The sequence below is a fragment of the Haematobacter massiliensis genome, assembly GCF_000740795.1.
In the GTDB taxonomy this organism is placed as follows: Bacteria; Pseudomonadota; Alphaproteobacteria; order Rhodobacterales; family Rhodobacteraceae; genus Haematobacter; species Haematobacter massiliensis.
Window position 1 is genome coordinate 208,708 of sequence record NZ_JGYG01000004.1, and the last position, 25,633, is coordinate 234,340.

26 protein-coding genes and 1 riboswitch are annotated in these 25,633 nt (G+C 64.8%); of the genes, 17 read left to right on the top strand and 9 right to left on the bottom strand.

Going from position 1 to position 25,633, the window contains the following annotated elements; genetic code table 11:
- Nucleotides 1-42: 42 nt before the first annotated feature.
- The 3 genes from CN97_RS08950 to iolG are packed head-to-tail and all read right to left on the bottom strand — an operon-like array spanning nt 43 to nt 2,882.
- On the bottom strand, nt 43-966 hold the full coding sequence (locus CN97_RS08950; RefSeq protein WP_035710020.1) for a sugar ABC transporter substrate-binding protein: 924 nt from the start codon (nt 964-966) through the stop codon (nt 43-45).
- Between the two features lie 58 nt (nt 967-1,024).
- The gene (locus CN97_RS08955; RefSeq protein ID WP_051911102.1) at nt 1,025-1,873 is read right to left on the bottom strand and encodes a sugar phosphate isomerase/epimerase family protein; all 849 of its coding nucleotides are present in this window, start codon (nt 1,871-1,873) and stop codon (nt 1,025-1,027) included.
- A 1-nt stretch (nt 1,874) separates the two neighbouring features.
- Nucleotides 1,875-2,882: an inositol 2-dehydrogenase gene (gene iolG / locus CN97_RS08960; protein WP_035710023.1), complete on the bottom strand. Its 1,008-nt coding sequence runs from the start codon at nt 2,880-2,882 to the stop codon at nt 1,875-1,877.
- A 133-nt stretch (nt 2,883-3,015) separates the two neighbouring features.
- On the opposite strand from iolG, the gene CN97_RS08965 reads away from it, so the two are divergent.
- From CN97_RS08965 to CN97_RS08980, 3 genes are all read left to right on the top strand, one after another.
- A complete protein-coding gene (locus CN97_RS08965) occupies nt 3,016-4,023 on the top strand; it encodes a LacI family DNA-binding transcriptional regulator (protein ID WP_035710025.1) in 1,008 nt (335 codons plus the stop codon).
- An 837-nt stretch (nt 4,024-4,860) separates the two neighbouring features.
- Nucleotides 4,861-5,784, top strand: coding sequence for a helix-turn-helix domain-containing protein (locus CN97_RS08975; RefSeq protein ID WP_131389641.1), 924 nt, complete (start codon nt 4,861-4,863; stop codon nt 5,782-5,784).
- A gap of 51 nt (nt 5,785-5,835) precedes the next feature.
- Nucleotides 5,836-8,013 carry a TonB-dependent siderophore receptor gene (locus CN97_RS08980; protein ID WP_035710027.1) on the top strand — a complete coding sequence of 726 codons (2,178 nt, stop codon included), beginning with the start codon at nt 5,836-5,838 and terminating at the stop codon, nt 8,011-8,013.
- An 86-nt stretch (nt 8,014-8,099) separates the two neighbouring features.
- Here CN97_RS08980 and CN97_RS08985 read toward each other — a convergent pair whose 3' ends face one another.
- The 5 genes from CN97_RS08985 to trhO all read right to left on the bottom strand — a co-directional run bounded on the left by CN97_RS08985 (nt 8,100) and on the right by trhO (nt 13,245).
- On the bottom strand, nt 8,100-9,557 hold the full coding sequence (locus CN97_RS08985) for a PAS domain-containing protein (protein ID WP_035710030.1): 1,458 nt from the start codon (nt 9,555-9,557) through the stop codon (nt 8,100-8,102).
- 115 nt (nt 9,558-9,672) lie between these two features.
- Nucleotides 9,673-9,972 carry a CcdB family protein gene (locus CN97_RS08990; protein ID WP_035710031.1) on the bottom strand — a complete coding sequence of 100 codons (300 nt, stop codon included), beginning with the start codon at nt 9,970-9,972 and terminating at the stop codon, nt 9,673-9,675.
- Nucleotides 9,972-10,205, bottom strand: coding sequence for a type II toxin-antitoxin system CcdA family antitoxin (locus tag CN97_RS08995; RefSeq protein WP_211253664.1), 234 nt, complete (start codon nt 10,203-10,205; stop codon nt 9,972-9,974). The genes CN97_RS08990 and CN97_RS08995 overlap by 1 nt, the downstream gene beginning before the upstream one ends.
- A 68-nt stretch (nt 10,206-10,273) precedes the next feature.
- Complete coding sequence (locus tag CN97_RS09000; RefSeq protein WP_035710034.1) at nt 10,274-11,317, bottom strand: NAD(P)H-dependent flavin oxidoreductase; 1,044 nt, start codon at nt 11,315-11,317, stop codon at nt 10,274-10,276.
- A 1,055-nt stretch (nt 11,318-12,372) separates the two neighbouring features.
- Complete coding sequence (gene trhO / locus CN97_RS09005) at nt 12,373-13,245, bottom strand: oxygen-dependent tRNA uridine(34) hydroxylase TrhO (RefSeq protein WP_035710036.1); 873 nt, start codon at nt 13,243-13,245, stop codon at nt 12,373-12,375.
- A 109-nt stretch (nt 13,246-13,354) separates the two neighbouring features.
- Here trhO and CN97_RS09010 point away from each other — a divergent pair, with 109 nt between their 5' ends.
- The 11 genes from CN97_RS09010 (at nt 13,355) to CN97_RS09055 (ending at nt 21,938) form a co-directional block, all read left to right on the top strand.
- Nucleotides 13,355-15,121, top strand: a complete 1,767-nt coding sequence (locus CN97_RS09010) for an SLC13 family permease (RefSeq protein ID WP_035710175.1) — start codon at nt 13,355-13,357, stop codon at nt 15,119-15,121.
- A 174-nt stretch (nt 15,122-15,295) separates the two neighbouring features.
- A complete protein-coding gene (locus CN97_RS09015; RefSeq protein ID WP_051911095.1) occupies nt 15,296-15,631 on the top strand; it encodes a hypothetical protein in 336 nt (111 codons plus the stop codon).
- Nucleotides 15,632-15,634: 3 nt separating this feature from the next.
- A complete protein-coding gene (locus tag CN97_RS19840; RefSeq protein WP_051911096.1) occupies nt 15,635-15,913 on the top strand; it encodes a hypothetical protein in 279 nt (92 codons plus the stop codon).
- The gene (locus tag CN97_RS09020) at nt 15,910-16,269 is read left to right on the top strand and encodes an antibiotic biosynthesis monooxygenase family protein (RefSeq protein ID WP_035710038.1); all 360 of its coding nucleotides are present in this window, start codon (nt 15,910-15,912) and stop codon (nt 16,267-16,269) included. Before CN97_RS19840 ends, CN97_RS09020 begins: the two co-directional genes overlap by 4 nt.
- Entirely contained in the window at nt 16,262-16,621 is a 360-nt protein-coding gene (locus tag CN97_RS09025) for a hypothetical protein (protein ID WP_035710040.1), read from the top strand. The genes CN97_RS09020 and CN97_RS09025 overlap by 8 nt, the downstream gene beginning before the upstream one ends.
- Nucleotides 16,621-17,364, top strand: coding sequence for a sulfite exporter TauE/SafE family protein (locus CN97_RS09030; protein ID WP_035710043.1), 744 nt, complete (start codon nt 16,621-16,623; stop codon nt 17,362-17,364). The genes CN97_RS09025 and CN97_RS09030 overlap by 1 nt, the downstream gene beginning before the upstream one ends.
- Before the next feature lie 197 nt (nt 17,365-17,561).
- A complete protein-coding gene (locus CN97_RS09035; RefSeq protein ID WP_035710045.1) occupies nt 17,562-18,719 on the top strand; it encodes an NAD(P)/FAD-dependent oxidoreductase in 1,158 nt (385 codons plus the stop codon).
- Between the two features lie 12 nt (nt 18,720-18,731).
- On the top strand, nt 18,732-19,505 hold the full coding sequence (locus tag CN97_RS09040; protein ID WP_035710048.1) for an SDR family NAD(P)-dependent oxidoreductase: 774 nt from the start codon (nt 18,732-18,734) through the stop codon (nt 19,503-19,505).
- Between the two features lie 38 nt (nt 19,506-19,543).
- Entirely contained in the window at nt 19,544-20,302 is a 759-nt protein-coding gene (locus CN97_RS09045; protein WP_035710178.1) for a LamB/YcsF family protein, read from the top strand.
- Between the two features lie 2 nt (nt 20,303-20,304).
- Nucleotides 20,305-20,973: a 5-oxoprolinase subunit B family protein gene (locus CN97_RS09050; protein ID WP_035710050.1), complete on the top strand. Its 669-nt coding sequence runs from the start codon at nt 20,305-20,307 to the stop codon at nt 20,971-20,973.
- Entirely contained in the window at nt 20,970-21,938 is a 969-nt protein-coding gene (locus CN97_RS09055; protein WP_051911097.1) for a 5-oxoprolinase subunit C family protein, read from the top strand. The genes CN97_RS09050 and CN97_RS09055 overlap by 4 nt, the downstream gene beginning before the upstream one ends.
- Here CN97_RS09055 and CN97_RS09060 read toward each other — a convergent pair.
- The gene (locus tag CN97_RS09060; RefSeq protein WP_035710051.1) at nt 21,935-22,870 is read right to left on the bottom strand and encodes a LysR substrate-binding domain-containing protein; all 936 of its coding nucleotides are present in this window, start codon (nt 22,868-22,870) and stop codon (nt 21,935-21,937) included. The genes CN97_RS09055 and CN97_RS09060 overlap by 4 nt on opposite strands.
- Before the next feature lie 153 nt (nt 22,871-23,023).
- A riboswitch (cobalamin riboswitch) is annotated at nt 23,024-23,220 on the top strand.
- A 146-nt stretch (nt 23,221-23,366) separates the two neighbouring features.
- Between CN97_RS09060 and CN97_RS09065 the strand changes: the two genes are divergently transcribed.
- The 3 genes from CN97_RS09065 to CN97_RS09075 all read left to right on the top strand — a co-directional run.
- Nucleotides 23,367-24,377, top strand: coding sequence for an ABC transporter substrate-binding protein (locus CN97_RS09065; protein WP_035710053.1), 1,011 nt, complete (start codon nt 23,367-23,369; stop codon nt 24,375-24,377).
- On the top strand, nt 24,374-25,414 hold the full coding sequence (locus CN97_RS09070) for a FecCD family ABC transporter permease (protein WP_035710055.1): 1,041 nt from the start codon (nt 24,374-24,376) through the stop codon (nt 25,412-25,414). Before CN97_RS09065 ends, CN97_RS09070 begins: the two co-directional genes overlap by 4 nt.
- Nucleotides 25,411-25,633, top strand: a 223-nt coding sequence (locus tag CN97_RS09075) for an ATP-binding cassette domain-containing protein (protein ID WP_035710057.1), incomplete at its 3' end; no start/stop codon positions are given. The genes CN97_RS09070 and CN97_RS09075, both read left to right, overlap by 4 nt.

The following is a 25,633-nucleotide window of genomic DNA, read 5'->3' on the forward strand; positions in this document are numbered from 1 at the left end:
GAGTTCAGCCGGGCGTGCGATGCGCCCGGCGGCTGTGACCGGTCAGCGGATGCCCTTGGCGGAGAGGTCGATGGCTTGCGAAGCTGCGGCCTTTTCAACCAGGTTCGGCCCGGAAGCCACGTCGCCCGCAGGCATCAGTCCGTATTTGGCATTGAGCGCGAGAAAGCTCACCGGCAGATAGCCCTGAAGGTATTGCTGCTGGTCAATGGCGAAGGCCGCCTTGCCGTCCGCCACATCCTGCAGGAACCCCGCGGAAAGGTCGAAGCTCGCCACCCTGACCTTATCGGTCTCTCCGAGGGCTTCGACGGCGGCGACGGCCGGCTCACCCACAAGTGCTGCCCCAAGCGTCAGGACGCTGTCGATCTCCGGGTCGGCCTCCAGCGCCGCGCGGACCTTGGACTGAACCTCCGCCGGGTCCATCTGGGTGGGAATCACGGCGACTGCATGGCCGAAGCCTTCGGCAAATCCGGCGCAGCGTTGGTCGAGGGAGACGTTGCCGACCTCATGGTTGACGCATATCCCCTTCTTGCCGCCCAGTTCCGCCAGTCGCGCGCCCGCAGCCTTGCCCGCGTCGAATTCTGACTGCCCGACGTGGAGCCTGACGCCGAGATCATGCGCGACATCGCCACCGGAATTCATCGAGATTACCGGGATCCCGGCCTCCACCGCGCGCCGTATGGATGGCCCAAGCGCATCGCCATCCGGGATGGACACCACGAGACCGTCCGGGTTCTGGTTGACCGCGGCATCGATGAGCTGCGCCATGCGCACCATGTCGAAGGTTTCGGGCGAACGGAAATCTACGGTGACCCCCGCTTCCTTACCGGCCGCCGCTGCGCCGTTCTTGACCACGGACCAGAACGGGTCCGCCGCCTGCCCATGCGCGACGACGACGATGTTCTGCGCCGCGACGGGCGAGGCGAGCGCCACTGCTATCGCCGCCATCGTGAGTTTCAGTCTGTTCATCTTTTCCTCCCCCTGCTTCGATTGTGGTCTGACCGGGCCTCCCGTCCCGGCAGGATCATCACGCGGGCAGGCTGGCCCGCTCCTGCGTGATCTCTTGAATTTTCCGAAGTCGCGCAGCAGAGGCGGTGATCATCGCCTCCAGCCGGTCGCGGAAGCCATCTCCCTTGTCGGCGCGGAACGGATCCGGTCCGGGAGTGGCAGGCTCCAGAATGATCGGCCCGCGATAACCGATGGCGTCGAGCGCGGCGACATGGGCTGCGAAATCCGTATGGCCTTCGCCGATGCCCTGCCGATTGGAATCAGCCGCGTGATACAGGCCGATTGCGCGGCCTGCAGCGCGGAGCGCCGCCGGTGGATCGGCTTCCTCGATATTCATGTGATAGGCGTCGGGCAGCAGTGACAGGTTGGGAGCCGCCACCCGTTCGATGAGAGACAGGCCCTGCGCCACGGTGTTCACCTGATGGCTCTCATAGCGATTGAGCAATTCAAAGACGACGGAAAGCCCCGCTTTCGCGGCAGCCGCGGCGATATGCTGAACGCTCTCCACAAGGAATTCCCATTCCGTCGTTTGATCTGCCAGCGGGCGGATGCGTCCGACCTGTCCATGTACTGAGAGCCGCACCCGGGGATGATCCAGCCGCACCACCCATTCAATGAGCCGCGCGTAGTAGGTGACGCCCGCCTGCCGCTGCATCGGGTCCGGATGGCTGATATCGGCATCGTCGGGAGTGACAGAGAAGACTTCAAGCCCCGCATCGGTCAGCAACCGCCCTGAGAGGGCAGGGTCCAGTCCGACCATGTCACCGTGCAGTTCGACACCGTTCAATTTTGCCCGACGGGCCCGCATCGCGATGGACGGCAGCTCTTCGCCCGCGAAAATCCAGGTGCAGCAGCCGATCGGGCGCATGTCAGGCATCCGCCATTTCAGGCGAAAAGCTGACTGCTCTGCCCGTCGCGGCGGATCGCGCTGCCAGTTCCGCGCAGGCGAGGGCGGTCACGCCATCCTGCAAGCTGACGGGCATCGGCCTGCCATCCTGCAGCGCTTCCACGAAGGCCGCCCATTCCCGCTCATAAGCCTGCATGTAGCGTTCGAGAAAGAAGTGGACCGGCTTGGCCGATAGCGCGCCTGCCGAGGTGATCTTCTGCACCGTGTTTTCGAGCACGTTCTGAGCCGACAGAAGCCCCTCGGATCCCAGGAGTTCTATCCGCTGGTCATACCCGTAGCCCGCACGGCGAGAATTGCGGATGACGGCGATCCGCCCATCCGCCCAGGTCATCGTGACAACCGCTGTATCCACATCGCCCGCGGCGCCGATCTCCGCATCCACCAGCGCACTGCCCGTGGCGAAGATCGTCTGCGGAGGACCGTCGAACAACCAGCAGGCCATGTCGAAATCGTGGATCATCATGTCTCGGAACAATCCGCCCGACACCTTTACATAGGCCACGGGCGGGGGCTCCGGATCGAAGGAGGTAATGGACAGCAGTTCCCCGCGCCCGACCTCTCCTCCGTCATAGGCAGCCTTTAGCGCGGCAAAATTCGGGTCGAAGCGACGATTGAAGCCGATCATAACCGGCCTGCCGGTATCGCCTGCCTTCTTAAGCGCCCGCTCTGCCCGCTCCAGCGAAAGATCAACCGGCTTTTCGCACAGAACAGCCTTCCCGGCGGCTGTCGCCCGTTCGATCAGATCGGAATGTGTATCGGTGGAGGTGGCGATCAGCACCGCGTCTATGGCGGGGTCGGTGAGAATATCCTCAATCCGGCGGACTTCCGCACACACGCCGGCCGCCACTTCCGCTGCGGCTTCGGCATTTGCATCCGCCACCGCAATGATGCGGCAGGTCTGCGTGGCGGACATGGATCTGGCATGGACGCGTCCGATGCGCCCCGCCCCGATCAGGGCAACCCTGAGCATTCATTTCCCCCCGAATCGCGTCTGCGACCTCATGTTAGCGCTAGATTGGCGATCAATGCACGCGCGTGCAACAGAAACTGCACGCGCGTGCAAATATCTTTCCTCTCCGACCGGCGCGAGGTAGAAACGGCAGATGGACAAGCTCCCCGATCCCGAAGTCAGCGTTACCGCCGATGACGTGGCCGCCGCCGCGGGCGTGTCCCGCTGGACGGTCGCCCGCGCTTTCAAGAAGGATGCCTCGATCTCTCCTGGAAGCCGGGATCGGGTGCTCACCGCCGCCCGGCGGTTGGGATACGCGCCTGATCTGCTGGCGGCATCCCTCGCTTCCGACCGTTCTAATCTGGTCGCGCTCATCACCAATGATTTCAACAATCCCCACAAGCTCGTGCTGCTTGAGCGATTGACGCGGATTCTGTCCGGTCATGGCTGGGCGACGCTGCTCATCCACATGTCGGACAGCGATGATGCATCGGCCGCGTTGCTGGCAGCGAGCCAACGGCGCGTGGATGCCGCGGTTCTGATCGGGACGCGGTTCGATGACAGCGTGCTGGACACCGCGCTTGGGGCAAGGCGGGTCAAGAAACTCGTCGTATTCGCCCGTTACAGCCAGAACCCGAACACGCTGACGATTGCCTGTGACGATATCCTCGCCATGGGGCGGATCGCGGATCATCTGGTTGAGCGTGGCTACCGGCGGCCCGCGTTCCTGGCCGGCCCGGATACGCAATCTGCCAAGCTTCACCGCAAAAGCGCCTTCATCGAGCATTGGCGGAGCCGGACAGGGGGCGATGTGGCGACCGTTCACGCCGAGGCATACGACTTCGGCGCGGCAATCGAGGCGGTCAGCCTGCTGTTCACCGGAGCGATGGAGAGCCGGCCGGACGTGCTTGTCTGCGAAAACGACATCCTTGCCATCGGGGCAATGGATGCCCTGCGCTATCGACTCGGGCTGAAAGTGCCGGAGGATGTTGCGGTCACCGGGTTCGACGACATTCCGCTGTCCCTGTCACCCGCCTACCGCCTCACCACGTATCGGCAGCCGATTACCCAGATGGCGGAGGCGCTGTTCGACGTGCTGGAGGGTAAGCGGGAGGGCGATGTCCTGCTGCCCGGTCAGTTCATTGCCCGTGACACTGCCTGACCCTTCGGGCGATCGTCTGGCCCGTTCTCGGGGCGGGTAGGGCGAAGTATCCAGAGGCCGGGCGTGGACATTCCTGTTTCCGCCACCGCCGCCGGCGCTTGTCGCCTGGTTCGTAGGCGTGACAGTCATGCGGAATTGCGGGGGCATCGCCGTCACGGTTCCGCACGAGATCGCCGGTCTCGACTTCTGCAGTCGCGTTTCTGGCCGCGCACGTGCCTTCGGGTGGGGCGAGCATCGCCATCAGGAACGGCGATGACCGGAGCGGCGACGCCACGGACGGGCATCATTACCGGGACGGCATCGCCGCAGAAGGGTTTGATCTTGCAGGCACGCCCGCGCTGCTGATCGGAGCGGGTGACGCCGGCGTGGTGACTGCATATGAAATGCGGGGCAAGCGAACTGGCGGTTCATGATATCGAGTTCGCGCGCCGCGACAGCCTGCTCGCGCGGCTGGAGCAGCAGTTTTCCGGCAAACTCTGTATCGGCGGAACCGATCCGTGGCGCTTTGCGCTCAGTGCTCATGCGACGCCGCATGGAATGAAGAAAGCGATCCCTTGCCGGAAAGATACCTCTTGCCCCGGTGCAGATCATTCTGTGGCGAATATGGGGGCATGCCCGGCCGTTTCACCGCTGATCACCGCCGCGCGGGTCACCGGTTGCTGGGCGATGCCCGGGAGCGGCATGCTCGAGGCGCAGGCATTTCTTCTGACGGAGCTTCTGATGAAGGCTCGCCATAGCGCTGGCTGACGGCTGGAATTGACCCTCCGGGCTGCGGATGATAGTTTTAGATGAGCCAGCCTGTGGGCGAGCCAGCCCCGCCACTCGCTGGATATTTCCGTGACATTTCGCCCGAACATGACGAGCCAGATCGAGGGCATCAGCCTTTGTGACTCCCTGTCATGGCGGGGCTGGGACGGCGTGGTAGCGGATGTCTGGCACGCGCGGGGCGACAAGGGGGCGGGTGGTACCTACCTGTCGCCGGACCCACGTGTCGTCGTGCTGCTTGAGGGGGCGGAGGCGTTGGCCCTCTCCCCGGCTGCCGGGCGGTCTTTCCGCCCGTCCGGGCGGGTTTGCTATATCCCGGCGGGAATGAGGGTCTGGAGTCGCGTCGATCACAGCCATTCCTTTCGGCACCTCGACCTTCATCTGGACCGGGCGCGGATGGAGGAGCGCCTGAGCGGCGTCATTCCTGACGAGTGCTGGTCACGGCCGATCCTTCAGGGCGGGAGCGCGGCGCTTATCACGCTCGCGGGGCTGATCGCGCGGGAGTGCATGGAAACCGAGCGTCATGATCTGGCCGGGGAAGGGCTGATACAGGCGTTCCTCGCGGAGCTTTTCGCCCTCCCGCCGGCGGCTGCGATGAAGGGGGCGCTCACGCGGCGGCAGCTCGCGCGCGTCCGCGAACATGTAGAGGCCAATCTTGCCGGAAGGATCGCGATCACCGATCTCGCTCAGGTGGCAGGTCTTTCCGAGAGCTGGTTCACCCGCGCTTTCAAGCAGACGACCGGACTGCCACCGCATCAATGGGTGCTGCGACGGAGATTGGCGAGAGCACAAGGATTGCTGGAAGCTTCCGACCTGCCACTGGCGGAAATCGCCTGCGCCGTGGGCTTTGCCGATCAGGCGCATCTGACGCGGAGCTTCCGTAGCGCCATCGGGATCACGCCGGGAAACTGGCGCCGCGAGCGCGATACCGTACGGCGGCGGAATCCGACAAATTCCGACAGAAACGATCAAGACGGATGGGGCGCTTCGCTCTAGCTGAGACCAGCGCGCGCCGCTCTATCTGCCTTACGCCTTCAGGGAGTTCCCATGTTCCGCACGCCACGTGCCCGCCTCGCCTCGACCACCGCCTGCCTGACGCTGCTCGCGGCACTGCCGGTTGCGGCCCAGCAGGCTACCCTCTCTCCGGTCTATCTTGAGGGCCAGGTCACCGGAACTGGCCCTGTCGGACCCGACGCCAATCCCGTCACGCTGGCGGGAACCAAAAGCGCCACGCCGATCACCGAGATCCCGCAATCCGTGAGCGTCATCGGGCAGGACGTGTTCAACGTCCTCCAACCCACCAAGGTCGATGAAATCCTCGGGTATACAGCGGGTGTGAGCCCCGCGCCCTTTGGCTTCGACACCGATACCAACTGGATCAACATCCGCGGCTTCGAAGCGACACAGACGGGGATGTTCCTTGATGGTCTTGCGCAATATGCCTTTGGCTTCGGGGGGTTCTACACCGACCCCTTCCTGCTGGAGCGGGTGGAAGTGCTGAAGGGACCGGCCTCCGTGCTGTACGGCGGCTCCAATCCCGGCGGTATCGTCAACATGGTGTCGAAGCGCCCGACGGGAACACCGGGCGGCATGGTGGAGGCCGGCGTGGGCACCGACAGCCGCCGTTGGATCGCGACCGATGTGAACGGTACGAACGGCGGCTACGACTGGCGCTTTCTTGGCAAGATCAACACCGAAAAGTCGAACGGCGCATTTGACGACGGACTGACCGGCCTGATTGCGCCCTCTGTCACCTTCGATCTGGGGGAGGCGACCGAGATAACGCTTTCCGCAACGCTCTACCGGGTGGATGAGACGCATGTCGGCGGCTCCTGGCTGCCCTATGTCGGCACCGTGAGAGGGGCGGAGTTCGGCTTCATTCCGCGCGATTTCAACACCTCCGATCCGCGGTTGGACTGGTATGAGCGGGATCAGGCCACGCTTTCCTCCGAGATACGGCACCGGTTCGATAACGGCTGGGTGCTGAGCCAAGGTATCCGTCTGGCATGGTCGGACATCGACGAAAGCGCGCCCTATGCCTATGGCTATGGGTACGGCGATACGTGGAACGAGACGTTCTCCAACCATTTCGCGATGCTCCCGCAGGATCCGAAGGCGAACCTGTCCCGTATCTTCTTCCAGCAGCAGACCACGTCGCGCAGCGCGCTTGCCGATACCCGACTTGAGGGAACCGTGGAGACCGGCGCGGTGCAGCATCGGCTGACCCTTGGGCTGGATCTTCGCATCTTCAAGATGGATCAGGTACAGGCATCCTCCTCCTCGCCGCTTGCCCCGACGATATCGGTCCTCGACCCGGTTCGCGGCGGGGTCTTCCCGCCTGCCGTTCCTTATATCGATCAGGACATCACCATGCGTCAGGCGGGGCTCTACGCACAGGATCAGATCCGCTGGGGCAACTGGATCGGCACGGCGAATGCGCGCTATGACTGGGTCGACACCGCATCGGGCCGGAACGAGGCCACGGGCACGGAAGGCGTGGATCGCTCCGACGGGGAGTTCACGGGGCGGCTCGGTCTTGCCTATGCCTTTGCCAATGGCGTGACCCCTTATGCTTCCTATGCCACCTATTTCACGCCGCAGATCGTCAACGACGCGGCGGGAAACAAGGTGGAGCCTGAGACCGGTCACCAATGGGAGGCAGGGGTGAAATGGGCGCCTTCCCAACGCGCGCTGCTGACCCTTTCCGCCTTTGATCTGGAGCGGGAAAACGTGTCGATCAGCGCTTGGGGCGGCGCGGGCTATGAGTACTTCCAGGTCGGCAAGATCCGTTCCCGCGGGGTGGAGTTGGAGGCGCGCGGGGAGATCGTGCAGGGCCTGACCCTCACCGGTGCGCTGACTTCCATGGAGGTCGAGGTGCGCGAGGATGTGAACCCGGCCCTCGTCGGCAAGACGCCCAAAGCTACGCCGGAGAATTTCGCGTCGCTCCGGCTCGACTGGCAGGTGGCGCAGGTGGAGGGGCTGAGCGTCATGGCCGGGGTGCGGCGGCTTGGCTCCTCATGGGCGGATGACCTCAATCAATACAAGGTCGATGGCGCGACGCTCTATGATCTGGGGGCGAGCTATGCGTTTGGCGAGGGCTGGCTGGTGGCCGCCTCGGTGACCAATATCACCGACCGGGACTATGTATCCTCCTGCGACGGCGCGCTGTCCTGCTTCTACGGCGATGGCCGGCGCGCCTCGCTCTCGCTTCGCAAGAGCTGGTGAGAAAAGGGGTGGCGCGTCCGGTGCGAGGAACGCCACCCTCGCCCAACTGGACGGAGTGTTCGTCGAAGCCTTATGGCCCGGCGCGGTCAGGGAGACTTCGTGTCGCCCGCCTGCATGGCCGCAAGATCGGTCACCAGCTGAAATCGCACTCCGCCGGGCAGATATTCCACCTGCGCCGTGCCATCGACCGAAGCTGAAAGGGCATATTCGATCATCGTGGAGCCGAAACCCGTCCGCTCGGGCAGCACGACGATGGGGCCGCCTGTCTCGATCCAGCGAAGTTCAAAGCGCTTGCCCTCTATGAACCACTCCACGCGCACGCGCCCCTCTTCCCCCGAGAGCGCCCCATATTTCACCGCATTCGTGGCGAGTTCGTGCAATGCCATCGTCAGCGCACTGCTGGCCCGGTGGGAAATGTCCAGATCGGGGCCGAAGTAGTGAATCCGGCGCTCGCCGTTAAATGGCAGCACGGCCCTCTCCACTGTCTGCCGAAGGGCGGCGATGTCCCAATCCTTGCCGGTGAGAACGTCATGCGCTCCGCTCAGCGCATTGATGCGCCGCAGCAGAACGTCCCGGATGTCGGGCAGCGGCGCTTCGGCGCGAAGGGACTGCCGGACAATGGATCGAACCGTCGTCAGGATATTCTTGATCCTATGCGCCATCTCCCGGTTCATCAGGTCACGATAGGCTTCGGCTTCCTTGCGCGCTGTGATGTCGATGGAGACGCCGCTCATCAACACCGGTCGACGGCTCTCGTCAAAGCGTGTTTCCGCCCGGACTTCGATCCAATGGACAGATCCGTCCGGCCAGATCGTGCGATACTCGACGTGGAGGTCGCCGCCAGACGCCATCGCTGTCGCTACCGCCGTACGCCAGCGATCCATGTCATCCGGATGAATGGAGCCCTTCAGATCGGCGTAGCTGAAGCTTTCAGCGGGGGCGCGACCGAAATTCGCCTTGCAGATCGCCGAGGCGACGAGCCGCTCGTTTCGCACGTCAAGCGTCCATGTCCCCAGCCCGCCCGCTTTCAGCGTAAAGTTCAGCCGCTCCTCGCTCGCCGTCAGATCGGCGATGCGCTGCTGCATCCCGCGTTCCATTTCGTTGCGGTCGCTGGAGAAACCGGCCGTCCGCTCCCATGTCACGTCGAGCTGGGAGGCAAAGAAATAGGTCAGTTCCCCTTCGTCAAACACGGGGGAGACGAGCAGCCGATTCCAGAAGATCGTGCCGTCCTTGCGGTAGTTGAGGAGGTCGATCTCCAGCGGTTCCCGATCCCGGATGGCATGGCGGAGCTGGCCAACATCGTCCACATTGGTGCCCGGCCCCTGAAGAAACCGGCAGTTGCGCCCGAGAATTTCGTCTCTGCCGTAGCCTGTAAGCTTCAGAAAGGCATCGTTGGCAAACACGATGGGATTGTCCGGCTGCCGCGGGTCCGTGATGATCATCGGCATCCGCGTTGCCCGCATGGCGGCGGCAAACGGGTCGGAGCCTTGCTTTCCGCTGTGTATCTCCCGGTCGATGCGGAGTTCTTCCAGAGAATTGCTCATTATGCTCTACGCTCGCCGTCGCCCGTGGGCAGTATTGTTCCAGTTATGTTCATGGCACATTGCCGCTCCCAAGTCCAACCGGCAGCGGCACTCCCGTTAACCACAATGTCGTGGATCAGATACCGGACAAAAGCATATCGAGGGCGTTCGTTATTTCCGTATCCCGCCCGATCAGCGACACGACGGGCCGATTCAGAAAGGCGAGCGGCACCGCGGCCATGAACTGCGTCACCATCACATGCGGCATTTCCGCTATATCGAAGAGCGGGTTCAGCCGTCGAGCGGGCAGGGGAGCGGTGGCTGGGGGGAGCAGGGGCACAACGACGCGGGTATTCAGCCCGTCCAGCAGGTCCGCCTGCACATCCAGCAGATATCCCGCTCCGCCAGGGTTGGGATATACGTCATAACGCGCCATCAGAACTGCCGGAACCTCTCCAGCGGCAGGCCGTTCTCTACGACCCAGTCGTTGGAGCTCTCAATGGCCCGGCTGTTTTCCGCCCGCCACGCGTCCGCCCGCGCCCGCGACACGGCGGAGCGCAGGCCCGCCTCGGCTGCTTGGGACAGGTTGACGCCGAACGATCGCGCCTCTGCCAACAGGGCCGGGTCTATGGTCAGGTTGGTGGGTTTGCGCGCAGCGGAAATGGGCATGGCATACCTCATGGCTCATGCGCATGATATATGCGCAACCTCGTGAAAGGCAAGCGGGATGGATGGCGTCAAACTTCTGCGACGAGCGCGCGCATCACTTCGGCGGCGTCTGCTTTCATGCCTCGCCCCGCCCCGGTCCCGGCCCATTGCGCACCATATCCCGTTTCGCCGCGCGTCTTGGCCGCGGCATTGAGCGCTTTGCCCAGGTCATAGGCGCGGGGATAGGCGGGCACATCCGCCTCGGGAAAAGCCTCACCCCAGTCCGTAAACCGGTTGGCAAGACAGCGGGCGGGTCTGCCCGATATCACGCGCGTCATCACCGTCTTGCCTCCTTGCGCCAGCCGCTGCCGATAGGGCTGATCGGCGGCGGATTCCGCGCAGTCGATGAAGGCGGTACCAAGTTGCGCTGCGGCGGCGCCGAGGTCGAGCATTCGACGAATATCCCCTCCCTCCATCAACCCGCCCGCTGCGACCACCGGAAGACCTGCCTCCTGCACCAGAAGGCGCGTGAGATCTCTGGTGGACAGGCGCTCATCAGGGCCATCCGGCTCGAATATCCCACGGTGCCCGCCGGCTTCCCAACCCTGCGCAATCACCGCATGGAAACCCGCATCGGCGATCAGCCGGGCTTCGGAGAGTGACGTGGCGCTGGCAATCAAGGTGAGGCCCGCGTCTCGCATGGCAGCGATCTGATGCGCGCGGGGGAGGCCGAAGTGGAAGCTGACAACAGCGGGGCGCAAGTCCAGAACGACGCGCAGGAAGTCATCCGTTTCCCGGAAGCTGATGTAGATCTCCTCCAGCTCGGAGGGAGGCGTGGCGCCGAAATCGGAAAAAAGGGGCGACGCGCTGCGGATCCATGCCTGTTCCACTGCCTCCGTCCGGGGAGCAGGCCGGTGACAGAAGAAATTGGCGTTGAACGGTCTCTCCGTCAGCGTCCGGGCTTCGCTGATCGCCTGATGCACAGCGGCGGCGGAGGATGCTCCCAGCCCGAGCGCCCCGAGACCCCCTGCCTCCGACACCGCCGCCGCAAGGGCCGGAGTGGAGACACCGGCCATCGGCGCCTGAAAGATCGGCAAGGTGATTCCGATCCGGTTGAGGATAGTTTGTGTCATGCGTTACCTCCGCGACTGGGAGGATGCCTCTGTACGGGAGCGCCTGCAATATACGACCGGCACACCAGCGATGACGGAATGCGCGCCAGCTTTCCAGCGCTGTCTCCGTCCCTCCGCCACCCGCGTCAGAGCGGCGGCACGTTCCAATCGCTGGGCCAGCGGCAGAGAAATCCCGGCTGGGGAAGCAGCGCGAGCGCCCTGCCTCGCTTGCCGCCAGTTGATCCCATACCCAGTGAGCGACCGGCAGATGATCCGCCGAAGTGTTTGCCTCTTTGCTCCGAGGCCGAAAGCGACGCTCATCCGCATCGGTATGACCTAAGGCAGCGTGGAAGATATGGCGGAAAGACCTGTTCCTCACCATCTGGCACACCCGCGCAGTTCGGCACGAACCGGGGGACGCTGCAGACTGAATATATGGGGCCGCCCGTAGCTGTCAGAGAGACGTGATCCGTGGCGGGCGCATCCCCTGCCGAATGACCTGGACCCAGCTGCCGATGACGCCGCGGAAAGCATAGCGCTCTGTGCCCGCTCTCTCGCGGGTTATCGTCAAGGAGGGGGCGTGGCACAGCCTATAAGGATGATGTGCCGCAGAGCGAGATAGTCACCGGGCGGGTCAGCCGCCGGGCACTGAGAAATCACGCATCAGCCACGGCTTGGAGCGACCGGGGTCATGAGCTGGGGGATCTGAAGCCTGACGAGGGCGGAACAAGCAACACATTCCGTTCGACTCGCTGCGCCATCGCGACAGTGGTCGCCCTTGCCATGTCGTGACCTGTGATGATTGGCGCGTGAAAGGGAGCCGGGGATCTGCATGGCGGGGCGCTGCTGGATACGCGTAAGGGTGCTGGCCCCGAGGCGGAATTCGCTCCCAGGCTGGTGACGGATCTGGCCACCACGAGGAGGGGCCGCTCCGGGGGCGAAAAGCCCCGAACAGCAGGGAATGGGCGCGCCAACATGCCCGGACCACTGTCCGGCAGAGGATCGGTTCGCAGTACACCGGTCCGAATGGGAGGGCGGCGGCGGAAAGGGCAAAGCCGCACAGAGCTGCGCAGGGGTTATCCTGTCATCTGCCTGTGGCGATCACGAAACCGGGCACGGTCGGCGTCCGAATACTGATCCCGACATTGCGGGCAGCTCACCCCATCCTCGAAGTGGGGATGAGCGCGGCCCTCTGCGGTGACCGGCCAGCCGCAGGCCCGGCAGAGCGTGTGATCTCCGGGTGCGAGACCGTGACCGACAGAGACACGCTCATCAAAAACGAAACACGCGCCTTGCCAGAGGCTGTTCTCCGCCGGAACCTCCTCCAGATACTTCAGGATGCCGCCCTTCAGGTGGTAGACCTCCGGCGCGCCTTCCTGCTTCAGCCAGCTCGTGGATTTCTCGCAGCGGATACCGCCCGTGCAAAACATGGCGAGCGTCTTGCCCGCGAACCGTGCCTTGTTCGCCTGCCACCAGTCGGGGAAATCGCGAAAGGTGTCGATTCCGGGATCGACCGCTCCCGCAAAGGTACCGATCGCGGTCTCATAGGCGTTGCGGGTGTCGATCACCACCACATCCTCCCGGGCGATCAGCTCGTTCCAGGACGCGGCGGAGACATAGGTTCCGACACTCGCCGTCGGATCAACACCCGGCTGGCCCATCGTCACGATCTCCCGCTTGATGCGGACCTTCATGCGGCGGAAGGGCATGATTTCAGCGATGCTCTCCTTCCACTCCAGCGCGGCGCAGCCGGGTATGGCGCGGATATGGGCGATCACCCGGTCTATCCCGGCACGGGGTCCGGCGATGGTCCCGTTGATGCCCTCCTCCGCCAGCAGGAGCGTGCCCCGGATCCCCTCCGCCTCGCAGAGCGTGGCGAGCGCGCCACGCTGCTCGGGCAGGGCTTCGAGGCGCGTGAAATGGTAAAGGGCGGCGACGGTGTGGGACATGCGGCTCTGTAAAGCTGCAACGCTTCGCGGGCAAGAGCAGCGGCGCAATGACAGCGCCGGAACCGGAAGCTATCCCTGCCCATTGAGCGGAGCCGCTGCAGGAGAAATGATGACCCAGCCTCAGATACTCGCCTTCCTCATCCTCGGCGGGATGATGGTCCTCTTCATCTGGGGCAGGCTTCGCTATGACGTTGTGGCGATGCTGGCGCTCGTCGCATCGCTGATTGCGGGCACCGTCCGCCCGGATGAGGCGTTCCGCGGATTCTCCGACGATATTGTCATAATCGTCGGCAGTGCGCTTGTGGTGAGCGCGGGCATCGCCCGGTCAGGTGTGGTGGAGGTGGCGTTGCAGTGGGTCGGGCGACGGGTGACTTCGCTCCGCTGGCAGCTCACGGTACTGGTCGGATCCGTGACGCTGCTGTCCGCCATCGTCAAGAACATCGGCGCGCTGGCCATGCTGATGCCCGCTGCGTTCGGCATGGCCAAGCGGTCCGGGGCATCGCCTTCTGTGTTCCTGATGCCCATGGCTTTCGGCTCGCTGCTGGGCGGGCTCATCACGCTCGTCGGCACCTCGCCGAACATCATCGTTTCCCGGGTGCGGGAGCAGATGACGGGAACGCCCTTTGGCATGTTCGACTACGCCCCCGTCGGTCTTGGGCTGTCCCTCGTAGGGCTGATCTTCCTGCGCTTCGGCTACCGGCTGCTCCCGAGCGGCCGGCGCGCGGCCGCGCGTGGATTGGGCGAGGCGGTCTTCGTCAGCGATTACAACACAGAGGCGCGGGTGCTGGAGACGTCGCGGGCGGCGGGCGTGACGGTATCTGACTTCCTCTCCGACATAGACGGGGCACTGGCAGTCACAGGCATCATCCGAGACGGGAAGCGGCGGGCAGCGGTCCTGCCCGACACGACGATCCTTGTGGGGGATCTGGTGCTTCTGCGCGGCGCACCGGATGCACTGGAGGCGGCGATCACGCGCGGGCGGCTCGCGCTCGCCCGGCAGGAAGCGGGTCGCGTTTCGGCGGGCGTGGCTCTGGTGGAGACGGTCGTCGTCCCTGAATCGCTCCTGGTCGGTCAGAGTGCGGGGGGCATGGCGCTTCATGACCGGCATGGGTTGAACCTCATCGCCATATCGCGAGCCGGTCACCGGATGAGCGAGCGTCTTGGAGACACTTCGATTGCCGCGGGGGATGTTCTGCTGGTGCAAGGGCCGGAGGCGGAAATGCCGGGGCAGATGCGGGCGCTCGGCCTGCTGCCGCTGGCGCAACGCAAGCTCGGACTCGGAAGCGTACGGAAGGCGCTGCTGCCCCTGATGATCCTCGGCTCCGCCATGGCGCTGACCGCGACGGGGGCTGTGCCTGTTGCGGTCGCCTTCTTCGGGGCGGCGACAGCGATGATCGCCAGTGGGGCTCTCCCCGCGCGAGAGGCGACGGAGGCCGTGGAATGGCCGATCCTTGTCATGCTCGGCGCGCTCATACCGGTGAGCGAGGCGTTGCAGACGACAGGAGCCACGGAGCTCATCGGAACGCTGCTTTCGGACATCGCGACTGGGCTGCCGGTCTGGGGCGCGATTACGCTCATCATGGTGGCGGCGATGGCGGTCACGCCGTTCCTCAACAACGCGGCGACAGTGCTGGTCATGGCCCCGATTGCCGCCACCTTCGCCACCGATCTGGGCTATCGTCCCGAAGCGTTCCTGATGGCCGTGGCGGTGGGCGCGGGCAGCGACTTTCTCACACCCATCGGGCATCAGTCGAATACGCTGGTCTTGGGGCCGGGAGGCTATCGCTTCGGTGATTATGCCCGTCTCGGCGCGCCCCTGTCGGCTCTGGTTGTTTTAGTCGGCGTCCCCCTCATCCTTGCCGTCTGGCCGGTCTGAAAGGTGGGTGGCTGTGGCATTTGTCTTCGCCGCCATGCGTAAAAACAAGGTGTCGATTGAACGGCATTGTCAGGAAGGATGACCCGCCCCTCGGCGGGGAGGGGAGACATACCTGTCAGCGGGCTAACGGGCGGATCACACTGCCGAGAACCGGCTCTGAGCCGCAGGACACTGATGCGGGGCACGGCTACCGGAATGCTTGCCGCCCCGCGCTGGTCGGCGCTGGTCGGCGAGGGGCTGGCGCAGGGTGCCGTGACATCGCGTGTCCAGTCGCACTGGCCAAAGGCGTCGAGCTCGTTCAACGACAGCCTCGGGATGTTTGCCAAGGAAGTCGAGCGCCGGGCGGATGGCGCTTTCAAGATGATCCTTCTGGGCGACGGGGAATTCGCCAAGGGCACCCATAAATATCGTGCGGCGCGGTGTGGTGCCGATGGGGACGATCAGCCTCTCCTATATGCGGAGGCGGCGTCTTTGCTCTACGGCATTCCCGTCGCGCTCCGGGAAAACTGAGAGATGCCGCATGTCGTCAAGACCCTCGGTATCGAGGCCCTGTTGACCGAGGATCAGGCCCAAGAAGGCAAGGTGGCACTGGCCGAAAAGGTGCTGCCGACGGAACTGACGCTCACCTCTGTCGGGGCCTTCTCGCATCGTTCGACGATAAGCGAACCATCACGGCCCGCTAATCGGATAGAAGGGCGAGGCAAGACGAAAGGCTATGACATGAGATACCGCAATCAACATCGCTTCTGCCGTGCTGCGGTGACCTGTTTCCCGAGGAGGGAAGGCGCATGATCGCCGTGATCTTTGAGGTTTCGATGCCGGATGAAAACCGCCGCGAATATCTTGACCTTGCTGCTGGCCTGCGGCCCCTGCTGGCCGAGGTCGACGGTTTCATCTCCGTCGAGCGGTTTCAGAGCCTGACCTCGCCCGACAAGCTCCTTTCGCTGTCCTTCTGGCGGGATGAGGCCGCCGTTACACGGTGGCGTACTCTGACGGAGCATCGGAAGGCGCAGGTGGCCGGGCGGGATCATGTGTTTTCCGGCTACCGCCTGCGGATCGCCGGCGTATTGCGGGACTACGGTATGGACAGGCGCGAAGACGCACCTTCTGACAGCCGCGGCTATCATACGGAGACGACCGATGTGTGATGTCGCGTTCGACCTGAATGCGCACGTTCTGACAGATCTGGGAGAGGTCACGGCGCGCGCCGGTATCGCATCGGAAGGCGACGGTATCTTCAGCCACGGGAACGGCGTGGCGGCGCATTCGCGGGCGGAGACCATGGAAGCTGCCGCGGGGGCGGCCGACATGGCTGCGACAGCCGTCCCCAGCGCGCTTGCCAGCGGGCTGAAAAAGCGCAGGCCAGGTCAGCCGGGCGCTGCCGGAAGGCGGCGTTGCGATCATCGGCCCATATTCCGCTCGCCACATCCGGTCGATCCTGCTGGGGGAGGGCATGGGGGCGGGTCATGTCGCGACTCCTGCACGGCAGGGGTAATGTGATGGACGGCCTTCTGCTCCTCTTCGGGCTGACGTTCCTCGCCGCAGGCTTCGTGAAAGGCGTGACCGGCATGGGTCTTCCTACCGTGGCAATGGGGGTTCTTGGCACTCTCATCCCGCCTGTCGCGGCGGCGGGGCTGTTGATTGTGCCCTCGTTCGTGACGAATGTGCTGCAATTCCTCAGCGGCCCCGATCCGCGGCAGACGGCGCTGCGATTCTGGCCGATGATGCTGGCGATCACCGTTGGCACCGTGGCCGCGATGCCGCTGATGGTCTGGGCCGACCCACGCCTTGCCTCCGAGCTGCTGGGTGGCGCGTTGCTCGGCTATGCGGTGTTTACGCTCCTCGTGGCGCCCCGGACGCTTCCCGCGCGGGCGGAGCGGGCAGCCTCGCCGGCGGTCGGGCTGGTGACAGGGATCATCACGGGCGCAACCGGCGTTTTCGTGATCCCCGCCGTGCCCTATCTCCAAGCGCTCGGTCTGCGGAAGGATGAGCTGGTCCAGGCTCTCGGTCTGTCCTTCACGGTATCAACTCTCGCCATGGCGGCGGGTCTTGCGGGACAAGGCGCGTTCGAGACAGCGGGAATGCTGCGGTCGTCCCTGCTGGTCGTGCCCGCGCTGGCAGGGATGTGGCTTGGCCAGCGGTTCCGCGATCGGATTTCGCAAAAGGCGTTCCGGCGTGGCTTCCTGATCGTTCTGGCCGTGTTGGGCGTTCAGATGGTCGCAAAGGCGATGGTTTCGGCATAGCTGCCACGCCGATGCGCCGTTTCATCGCCGTATCAGCGGAAGATATACACTTATGTTATACCTGATCGAACCAACCGGTCGCAGACAGGGCAGGAGCCGTGGTATAGGCAGGGCGGGCAGATCGGCAACCGAGGTCACCCCATGCCGCCCTTCTCCAGCGAAGCCTTTCGAGACAGCTTTTCCCGGTTCCACGCCATATGAGCGGGGTGGTGATCATCGGCGGCGGGATCATGGGGAGCACTGCTGCCTGGTTCCTGCGTCGGGAGGGCTTTACCGGCCCGATCAGCGTCGTCGAACCCGATCCCACCTATCAGTTCAGCTCGACAGCGCGGTCGGCTGCTTCGATCCGGATGCAGTTCGGCACGCCGCTCAATGTGCGAATGAGCTTGTTCGGGGTAGAGTTCTTTCGCGGGATTCGCACCATTTTCGGGCCGGATGCAGACATCGGCTATGTCGAGAACGGCTACCTCATCCTCGGCGGACCACAGGGCGCGGATGCGCGTCGCAAGGGCGCCGCCATGCAGCAGGCGGAAGGGGCGGATGTCGCGGTACTCCTGCCGGATGAGATCGCCGCTCGGTTTCCGTTCATCTCTCTGGAAGGGGTGGGGATCGGCACTTTCGGCTGCACGGGTGAAGGATGGTTTGACGCTTGGTCCCTGCTGTCTCTGATGCGCCGCGCGGCGCGCGACTGCGGCGTGAGGTATGAAAAGGCGGCCGTGGAAGGCTTCGATATCGGTGATCGGGTTCATGCCGTCCGCTTGAGCGATGGTTCACGCCTCGCTTGCGACATCTGCGTGCTTGCGGCGGGGGCGGCTTCAGGCAAACTTGCGGCGCTGGCCGGGATCGCGCTTCCCGTCAGCCCGCGCAAACGGTCGGTCTTCAACTTTCGCGCCCCCGTCGCGCCGACGGGCTTTCCCATGCTGTTCGACAGTTCCGGCATCTGGGTCAGGCCTGAAGGCGCGGGCTTCATCGGCGGTATCCAACCCCCGCCGGACCGAGACCCGGATGCCACGGGCGATTACGAGCCGCATCATGACCTGATGGAAGATCCTTTCTGGCCCGCGCTTGCCACCCGCATCCCGGCGATGGAACACCTGCGGCTGGAGCGTTCCTGGGCTGGTCATTATGAGGTCAACGCGCTCGATCACAACGGGATTGTGGGTCCGCATGACGAGATCGGGAACCTGCTATTTCTTACGGGCTTCTCCGGCCATGGGGTAATGCATGCTCCCGCGGCGGGGCGCGCTGTCGCGGAGCTGGTGACACAGGGTGGTTACCGGAGTCTCGATCTCTCCCCGCTCGGATACGAGCGGATCCGGGCCGGGGCACCGCTCCATGAAACCGTGGTTTATTAAAAGGACAGGGCTATGAGATTCACCGACAAGGTCGTGGTCATCACGGGGGGTGCTCAGGGGATCGGACGGGCTTGCGCGGAACGCTTCCTGTCCGAAGGCGCAAAGGTTGTCATCGGCGATGTGGATGCATCCAAACTGGCACGCACCGCCGAGGAGATCGGCACGGCAGCGACGGTGCTTCCGGTCACCACAGACGTCGCCCGCAAGGCCGATGTCGATGCGCTGATCGCGGCGGCTGTCGAACAGTTCGGTCGCGTGGATGTGATGATCAACAACGCCGGGGTCTGCCCTGTCGCCGATTTTCTGGATTTCACCGAAGAGCAGTACGACCAGACGCTGGCCGTGAACCTGAAGGGAGCGTTTCTGGGCACCCAGGCCGCTGCGCGGGCGATGATCGCCGGCGGCAGGGGCGGCGTCATCATCAACATGTCCTCCATCAACTCCGGCCTCGCCAACCCCTCGGTCGCACCCTATGCGATTTCGAAGGGCGGCATGAATCAGGTCACCTCCACCGCCGCCGTGGCGCTGGCGCCCCATGGCATCCGGGTTTGCGGGGTCGGCCCCGGCACCATCGCGACGGATATCATCAAGGGCGCCTTCACCGAGCGCGCGGGGATGGAGGCGATCCTCGCACGCACACCCATGGGGAGGCTGGGGGAACCCGAGGAGATCGCCGGTGTGGTCGCATTTCTTGCGTCACCAGACGCGTCCTACATCACGGGAGAGACGATCTATCCCGATGGCGGGCGGCGGATACTCAACTACACCGTTCCCGTGCGGGAGTGAGCGATGGGCCTTCCGCTTTCAGTGCCGGTGCTCGCGCCATGAGGATTGATCTGAACGCCGATCTGGGGGAAGGCTTCGGACCCTGGGTGATGGGCGATGACACGGCGATGCTCGATCTCGTTACTTCGGCGAATGTCGCCTGCGGGGGTCATGCCGGTGATCCGGAAACGATGTTCGACACGCTTCTCGCCGCTGCGGCGCGTGGTGTAAGCGTGGGGGCTCATCCGGGTTTCGCCGATCGGGAGGGCTTCGGGCGTCGCGTGATCCCGATGCGGGCGGCGCAGGTCGGGCGGCTCGTGGCGGCGCAAGTGGGTGCGCTGGCGGGCATTGCCGCGCTTGCCGAGGTGGAGCTGCGCTACGTGAAACCGCACGGGGCGCTCGGCAATCTGGCTGCCGATGATCGTGAGGTGGCGGAAGCCATCGTCACCGCCGTGCAGGCATTGCCGGGGAGGCTGGCGATCCTCGCAATCTCCGGTACGGTGCTGGAACAGGTGGCGCGGGCAGCGGGGCTGCCGGTCTATTCGGAGATATTCGCCGACCGGGCCTATCTCCCGAACGGGCGGCTTGTCCCCCGCTCGCGCGAGGGCGCGATGCTCCACGACCCGGACATGGCGGCGGAGCGGTTGATCCGGTTTCTTGACAGCGGTCTCATGCCGGTACTCGGCGGCGATCCGATCCGCCTCTCCGCACAGTCCATCTGTGTGCATGGTGACAGTCCGGGTGCGGTGGGCATGGCGCAGCAGGTCCGCCGTCGGCTGGAGGGGGCGGGTATCACCGTCTCGCCCTTCCTGCCGTGAGGATGCCGGTTTTCCGTCCGGTTGGAGAGCATGGCCTGCTGGTCGAGTTTGGTGACAGGATTTCCTCGGAAATCCATGAGCGCGTTCTTGCGTTGGACAGATTGCTTGAAGCGACGCCCTTTGCCGGTTTCCGGGAGGCGGTGCCGGCCTATGCGGCTCTCCTGATCCGTTTCGATCCGCTCGTGACCGATCACGCCAGCGTCCAACGCGCGGCGGAGGCGCTGTTGCATGCGCCGGCCATGCCCGCGGCGCCCTCAAGGTTGCGAGAGGTGGCGGTTTGCTATGACGATGATCTCGCCCCGGATCTGCCGGCCGTGGCACGCCAGAGCGGGCTGACGCGCGAGCAGGTCATCGCCACGCATCTGGCCGGGGAATATAGTGTCTTCATGTATGGCTTTGCGCCGGGCTATGCCTATCTCGCCGGCGTCCCGGAGGCGCTGCGCATGCCGCGAAAGCCAACCGCTGTCCGCGGGATTGCTGCGGGAAGCGTGGTGATCGCCGGACCGCAGTGCCTTGTCACCACGCTCGTCATGCCAACGGGCTGGTGGATCATCGGGCGATCGCCGACCGCGATCCTGACGGGTGATCCTGCCACCCCGTTTCTTTTCGACGTCGGCGACAGGGTGCGCTTTCGGCGCGTGAGCCGGTCGGAATATGAGGATATGACATGACGGGGGCCGTGCTGTCGGTCATCTTTGCAGGCCCCCATGTCTCTGTCCAGGATCGTGGGCGGCCGGGTCTGATGCGGTTCGGCGTTCCTCAATCCGGCGCGATGGACCGTGCGGCTTTTGCCGCGGCGAATACCGCGCTCGGCAATCCGCCGGAGACGCCGGGGGTAGAGGTGTCGCTCGGGGGGCTGACGCTCGAATGCCTTGCGGGGGAGGTCGGCTTTGCGGTGGCGGGCGGCGGCTTTCGCGTCGATCATGCGGGACGACGGCTTGGCTCCTGGACAGTCGCTACGCTGCGCGCGGGGGAGAGGTTGGTAATCCGCCCAGGACGATGGGGAAGCTGGTGTTACCTCGCACTCGCCGGAAACCTCCTCGCACCCCGCTGGCTGGGGAGCCAGGCAACCCACGCGCTCTCGGGCTTCGGCGGCGGCAGGCTCCAGGCAGGACAGAGGCTGACCATCGCGGAACCGCGTGAAGCCGCTGCGGGTGACATCCCGTGCCCGGTCTTCGCGCGTCCGCGCCGCTGCATCCATGTGACACTCGGCCCGCAGGACAGGTTCTTCCCGGCCGAGGCGCTGAAGACATTCCTTTCCACCTCGTGGCGAATGACCGATGCCTGGGACCGGATGGGTGTGCGGCTTTCCGGCCCGGCAATCGCCCCCTCGGCAGCGCTCGACATGCCGTCGGAACCGATCACCCGCGGTGCCGTGCAAGTTGCGGGGGACGGGGTGCCTACCGTTCTGCTTGCCGATCACCAGACGACCGGGGGTTATCCGAAGATCGCGACCGTGCTGGACTGCGATCTTGACGCCTTCGTTCAATTGCGGCCCCATGATGAGATTGAATTCCGACCTGTCACGACGGATCAGGCAATCCTGCGCGCGCGGGCGGCCGCCGCGAAGGCCGCACTCCATAAAGAGGGTATCGAACGGCGGATAGCCAAGGCGGGGATCAGCCTCTTTCCCTAGTCGCCGTTCGGCAGGCGCCCTTCCCATGTCCCGGCCTGAACGAGGGCGGCTGTCTCGGTCACCACGCTTCGTTCGAGATAATCCAGCAGACGGGACGGGCGGCGGTCCACCGGCACCGTCAGCATGAGCCGCCAGCCAGCGCGCGGATCGACAAGCGGCGCGATGCGAAGATGACCCCGCCGGATATCCTCCCGAATGGGCGAGGCGGGCAGTACGGTGTACCCCAGCCCGCTCTGCACCATATCCTTCAGAACCGAAAGGCTGTCCGCCTCCAGCACCACATTTGCGGTGACCCCCGCCGTCTGAGCGAGATTGTCTACCGTTTCCCGCATCCCGTGCCGGCTGCCTGACAGGATCATCGGCAGATCGGCCAGGCGCTTCGCCGTCACCGGGACTGACGGATCAAGCCGGCTTTCAGCAGGCCCTACGAGAAACAGCTCCTCCTCCAGCAAGGGGGATGCACGGAGCCATCGCAGCGGCTGGCTTTCGTAGAGAATGGCGATGTCCAGGTCTCCGCGTCGCAGCCAGTCGATCAGAAAGGCCGAGTAGGCGCTGACGATCCGAAGCCGTGCCTCGGGATGAGCGCGGCGAAAGGCGCGCGCCAAAGGAACGGCGAGGATCGCAGCGACCGTCGGCGGCATTCCGATGGAAGCTTCGCCGCGCAGTGGGACGTCGTCGTTGCCAAAGGGAAGGCTGCGGATCGCCTCCAGTTCCTGCATGATCTGCCGCGCGTGGAGAAGCAGCTCCTGACCCGCTTCGGTCAACTGCATGCCCCGCCCGTGGCGGCTGAACAGCCGGGTGCCGAGCTCCTGCTCCAGCAGCCGCACCTGCCGGCTGAGTGCAGGCTGCGCGATATGCAGCCGCTCGGCCGCCTTCGACAGGCTGCCGAGCTCGGCGACATGCAGCACGGTGCGCAGCTGGGCGATATCCATGCGACAGCATTAACCCGAGAGGGGAGCCTGCGGTAGCCGCCTCTGCTGCAGCATTGCGAAGGCGTCTCGGCCCCTTGCAGCCTGCCGGGATATTGACTGCAATACTCGCCGCCAATGCCGCCAATGCCGCCGCTTGCCGCGCGGGCCGTGATGGGTTAGGGGTCGGCTGTCGGTTTCCGAAAGGAATTGAAAGGGAATCCGCCGCCAGCCCGTCTGGCGAACCGGAACTGCCCCCGCAACTGTAGGCGGCGAGGAACACTGCGAACATGCCACTGTGGTGCAAGCCATGGGAAGGCCGCAGTTTCCGTTGACCCGCCAGTCAGGAGACCTGCCGACGTCTGAACGCAACACGGCCCGGGCGGGGTGTCCGGGGAGGTGCCATATGACGTCTGCCCAACGGGTGCCTTCGCGCGTCCGATCAGCCATATCTGTGCAGCGGCCCATGGCCGTTCCTCTCCGCATTGGCCGGGGCCATTACCCTGATCGGAGAACGTGCATGATCGCGCGACACAGTCTGGCCGCCCTGTTGGGCGCGGCCACCCTTGCCTCCGCCGCGATGGCGGAAAGCGCCTATCCGCTTCACCTGAAGAACTGCGGGATGGACCTGACGTTCGAGGCCGCCCCTGTGAGGGTGGTGACAGTCGGTCAAGCGGCGACCGAAGTGCTCTATGCCCTGGGGCTTGGTGAAAAGGTGGTGGGCACCTCGGTTTGGTTCACAGAAGTGCTACCGGAATTCCGGGAGCTGAATGCCGGTGTGGAGCGGCTCGCGGACAATGATCCGAGCTTCGAATCCGTCGTGGGCAAGCGCCCCGAACTGGTGGCCGCGCAGTATGAATGGCACGTGGGTCCACAGGGTATCGTGGCGACTCGCGAACAGTTCCGGGATGTCGGTATCCCTACCTATATTCTGCCCGCCGACTGCTGGAACAAGGACAATGCCGTCGGCTCTGACGGCACGCGTTCCGCAATGTTCGAGATGGAGAGCATTCATGCCGGCGTGCAGGAACTCTCGCGTATCTTCGACGTGCCCGAGCGCGGCGATGCGCTGGTCGCTGAGCTTCGCTCACGGGAGGAGGGCGCGATAGAGAGGGCTCAGGCGCTGGGGCTGAAGGATGCTTCCGCCCTGTTCTGGTTCTCCTCGGCGGAGATGGATATCGACCCCTATGTTGCCGGTCGCAAGGGGCCGCCCGCCTACATGATGGAGAAGCTGGGCCTCAGGAATGTGATCGAAAGCGACGAGGAATGGCCCGTGGTGAGCTGGGAAACCATTGCCCGCGCCAATCCGAGCGTCATCGTCATCGCCCGGATGGACCGTCGCCGGTTCGAGGCGGATGACTATGAGAAGAAGCTGGCCTTCCTGCGATCGGACCCTGTCGCCAGCCAGATGGAGGCGGTGAAGGCGAACCGGATCGTCGTGCTGGACGCGCATTCGATGGATCCCTCCATCCGCAATGTGAGCGCGCTTGAGACGCTTGCAGATGCATTGCCCTCGCTCGGTCTGAAATGACTGCGGACACCGACCTGCGCCCGCGCCTTGCTGCCCCGGTTTGGTTTGCGGCGCTTGGTGCCGGTGTCCTTCTGCTGGCGGTCCTTGCAGGGGTCGTCATCGGTGAGATGCCGCTGCCGGTGGAAACGGTGGCGGCGGTGCTTGGCAATCGACTGCTGGGGACCGCGCAACCGGTTGATGCGATCGATGCGGCGATCATCTGGAACTACCGTCTGCCGCGGACACTGGTCGCGGCGGCCTGCGGGGCGGGGCTCGCGCTCTCCGGCGTGGTGCTTCAGGCGCTGATACGCAATGCGCTGGCCGATCCGTATCTACTGGGGGTGTCTGCAGGGGCATCCACGGGGGCGGTCGCGGTGACCATCCTCGGGCTTGGGGGCGGGGCGATAGGGCTGTCGGCGGGGGCCTTCGGCGGGGCGGCGCTGGCCTTTCTGCTGGTCGCGGCCCTGGCCCGCGCGGCAGGTGGCGGACCAGCGCAGCTCGTGCTTGCCGGGATCGCCGGATCGCAGCTTTTCAACGCGCTGACGAGCTTCTTCATCGCCAAATCCGCGAATGCGGAACAGGCGCGCGGGATCATGTTCTGGCTGCTCGGCAACCTGTCCGGGGTGCGCTGGCCTGATGTGGCGCTGGCGGTTCCGGTCGCCCTGCTCGGGCTGCTCGTCTGCATCGGGCATGTCCGGGCGATGGATGCATTCTCCTTCGGCGCCCGCTCCGCGGCCTCGTTAGGTGTGTCGGTGCGGCGGGTTCATCTGCTGCTCATCGGCGTGACCACGCTGATGACCGCGGTCATGGTGAGCCTCGTCGGCTCCATCGGCTTCGTCGGTCTGGTCATACCCCACGCTGTCCGGTTTGTGGCCGGGCCGCGACACGGGACATTGGTGCCGCTTTCCGCCCTTACCGGCGCGGTGTTCCTCATTACGGCCGATATCGCGTCCCGCATGCTCATTCGCGGGCAGGTTGTGCCCATCGGGGTGGTTACGGCGCTGGTCGGAGCGCCCGGCTTCGCGCTCATCCTGATCCGTAACCGGAGACGCTCATGAGGGTGCTCGCCAAAGACCTCGGATGGCGGGTGCAGGCTCGGTCGCTCGTGGAACGCGTGAACCTTGACGTGGCATCGGGTGAGACGCTGGGGTTGATAGGGCCGAACGGATCGGGGAAATCCACGCTCCTCCGCCTCATCGCCGGGCTGGTTCCGCGGGGTGAGGGAGAGGTGTGGCTTGATGGCGCGCCCCTTTCGCGGCTGCATCGGCGGGAGGCTG

What these genes read in the sequence shown, in the direction of transcription:
- CN97_RS08950 (WP_035710020.1), bottom strand. Translation starts at nt 966, where the DNA reads ATGAACAGACTGAAACTCACGATGGCGGCGATAGCAGTGGCGCTCGCC.
- CN97_RS08955 (WP_051911102.1), bottom strand. Translation starts at nt 1,873, where the DNA reads ATGCGCCCGATCGGCTGCTGCACCTGGATTTTCGCGGGCGAAGAGCTG.
- iolG (WP_035710023.1), bottom strand. Translation starts at nt 2,882, where the DNA reads ATGCTCAGGGTTGCCCTGATCGGGGCGGGGCGCATCGGACGCGTCCAT.
- CN97_RS08965 (WP_035710025.1), top strand. Translation starts at nt 3,016, where the DNA reads ATGGACAAGCTCCCCGATCCCGAAGTCAGCGTTACCGCCGATGACGTG.
- CN97_RS08980 (WP_035710027.1), top strand. Translation starts at nt 5,836, where the DNA reads ATGTTCCGCACGCCACGTGCCCGCCTCGCCTCGACCACCGCCTGCCTG.
- CN97_RS08985 (WP_035710030.1), bottom strand. Translation starts at nt 9,557, where the DNA reads ATGAGCAATTCTCTGGAAGAACTCCGCATCGACCGGGAGATACACAGC.
- CN97_RS08990 (WP_035710031.1), bottom strand. Translation starts at nt 9,972, where the DNA reads ATGGCGCGTTATGACGTATATCCCAACCCTGGCGGAGCGGGATATCTG.
- CN97_RS08995 (WP_211253664.1), bottom strand. Translation starts at nt 10,205, where the DNA reads ATGCCCATTTCCGCTGCGCGCAAACCCACCAACCTGACCATAGACCCG.
- CN97_RS09000 (WP_035710034.1), bottom strand. Translation starts at nt 11,317, where the DNA reads ATGACACAAACTATCCTCAACCGGATCGGAATCACCTTGCCGATCTTT.
- trhO (WP_035710036.1), bottom strand. Translation starts at nt 13,245, where the DNA reads ATGTCCCACACCGTCGCCGCCCTTTACCATTTCACGCGCCTCGAAGCC.
- CN97_RS09010 (WP_035710175.1), top strand. Translation starts at nt 13,355, where the DNA reads ATGACCCAGCCTCAGATACTCGCCTTCCTCATCCTCGGCGGGATGATG.
- CN97_RS09015 (WP_051911095.1), top strand. Translation starts at nt 15,296, where the DNA reads ATGCGGGGCACGGCTACCGGAATGCTTGCCGCCCCGCGCTGGTCGGCG.
- CN97_RS19840 (WP_051911096.1), top strand. Translation starts at nt 15,635, where the DNA reads ATGCCGCATGTCGTCAAGACCCTCGGTATCGAGGCCCTGTTGACCGAG.
- CN97_RS09020 (WP_035710038.1), top strand. Translation starts at nt 15,910, where the DNA reads ATGATCGCCGTGATCTTTGAGGTTTCGATGCCGGATGAAAACCGCCGC.
- CN97_RS09025 (WP_035710040.1), top strand. Translation starts at nt 16,262, where the DNA reads ATGTGTGATGTCGCGTTCGACCTGAATGCGCACGTTCTGACAGATCTG.
- CN97_RS09030 (WP_035710043.1), top strand. Translation starts at nt 16,621, where the DNA reads ATGGACGGCCTTCTGCTCCTCTTCGGGCTGACGTTCCTCGCCGCAGGC.
- CN97_RS09035 (WP_035710045.1), top strand. Translation starts at nt 17,562, where the DNA reads ATGAGCGGGGTGGTGATCATCGGCGGCGGGATCATGGGGAGCACTGCT.
- CN97_RS09040 (WP_035710048.1), top strand. Translation starts at nt 18,732, where the DNA reads ATGAGATTCACCGACAAGGTCGTGGTCATCACGGGGGGTGCTCAGGGG.
- CN97_RS09045 (WP_035710178.1), top strand. Translation starts at nt 19,544, where the DNA reads ATGAGGATTGATCTGAACGCCGATCTGGGGGAAGGCTTCGGACCCTGG.
- CN97_RS09050 (WP_035710050.1), top strand. Translation starts at nt 20,305, where the DNA reads ATGCCGGTTTTCCGTCCGGTTGGAGAGCATGGCCTGCTGGTCGAGTTT.
- CN97_RS09055 (WP_051911097.1), top strand. Translation starts at nt 20,970, where the DNA reads ATGACGGGGGCCGTGCTGTCGGTCATCTTTGCAGGCCCCCATGTCTCT.
- CN97_RS09060 (WP_035710051.1), bottom strand. Translation starts at nt 22,870, where the DNA reads ATGGATATCGCCCAGCTGCGCACCGTGCTGCATGTCGCCGAGCTCGGC.
- CN97_RS09065 (WP_035710053.1), top strand. Translation starts at nt 23,367, where the DNA reads ATGATCGCGCGACACAGTCTGGCCGCCCTGTTGGGCGCGGCCACCCTT.
- CN97_RS09070 (WP_035710055.1), top strand. Translation starts at nt 24,374, where the DNA reads ATGACTGCGGACACCGACCTGCGCCCGCGCCTTGCTGCCCCGGTTTGG.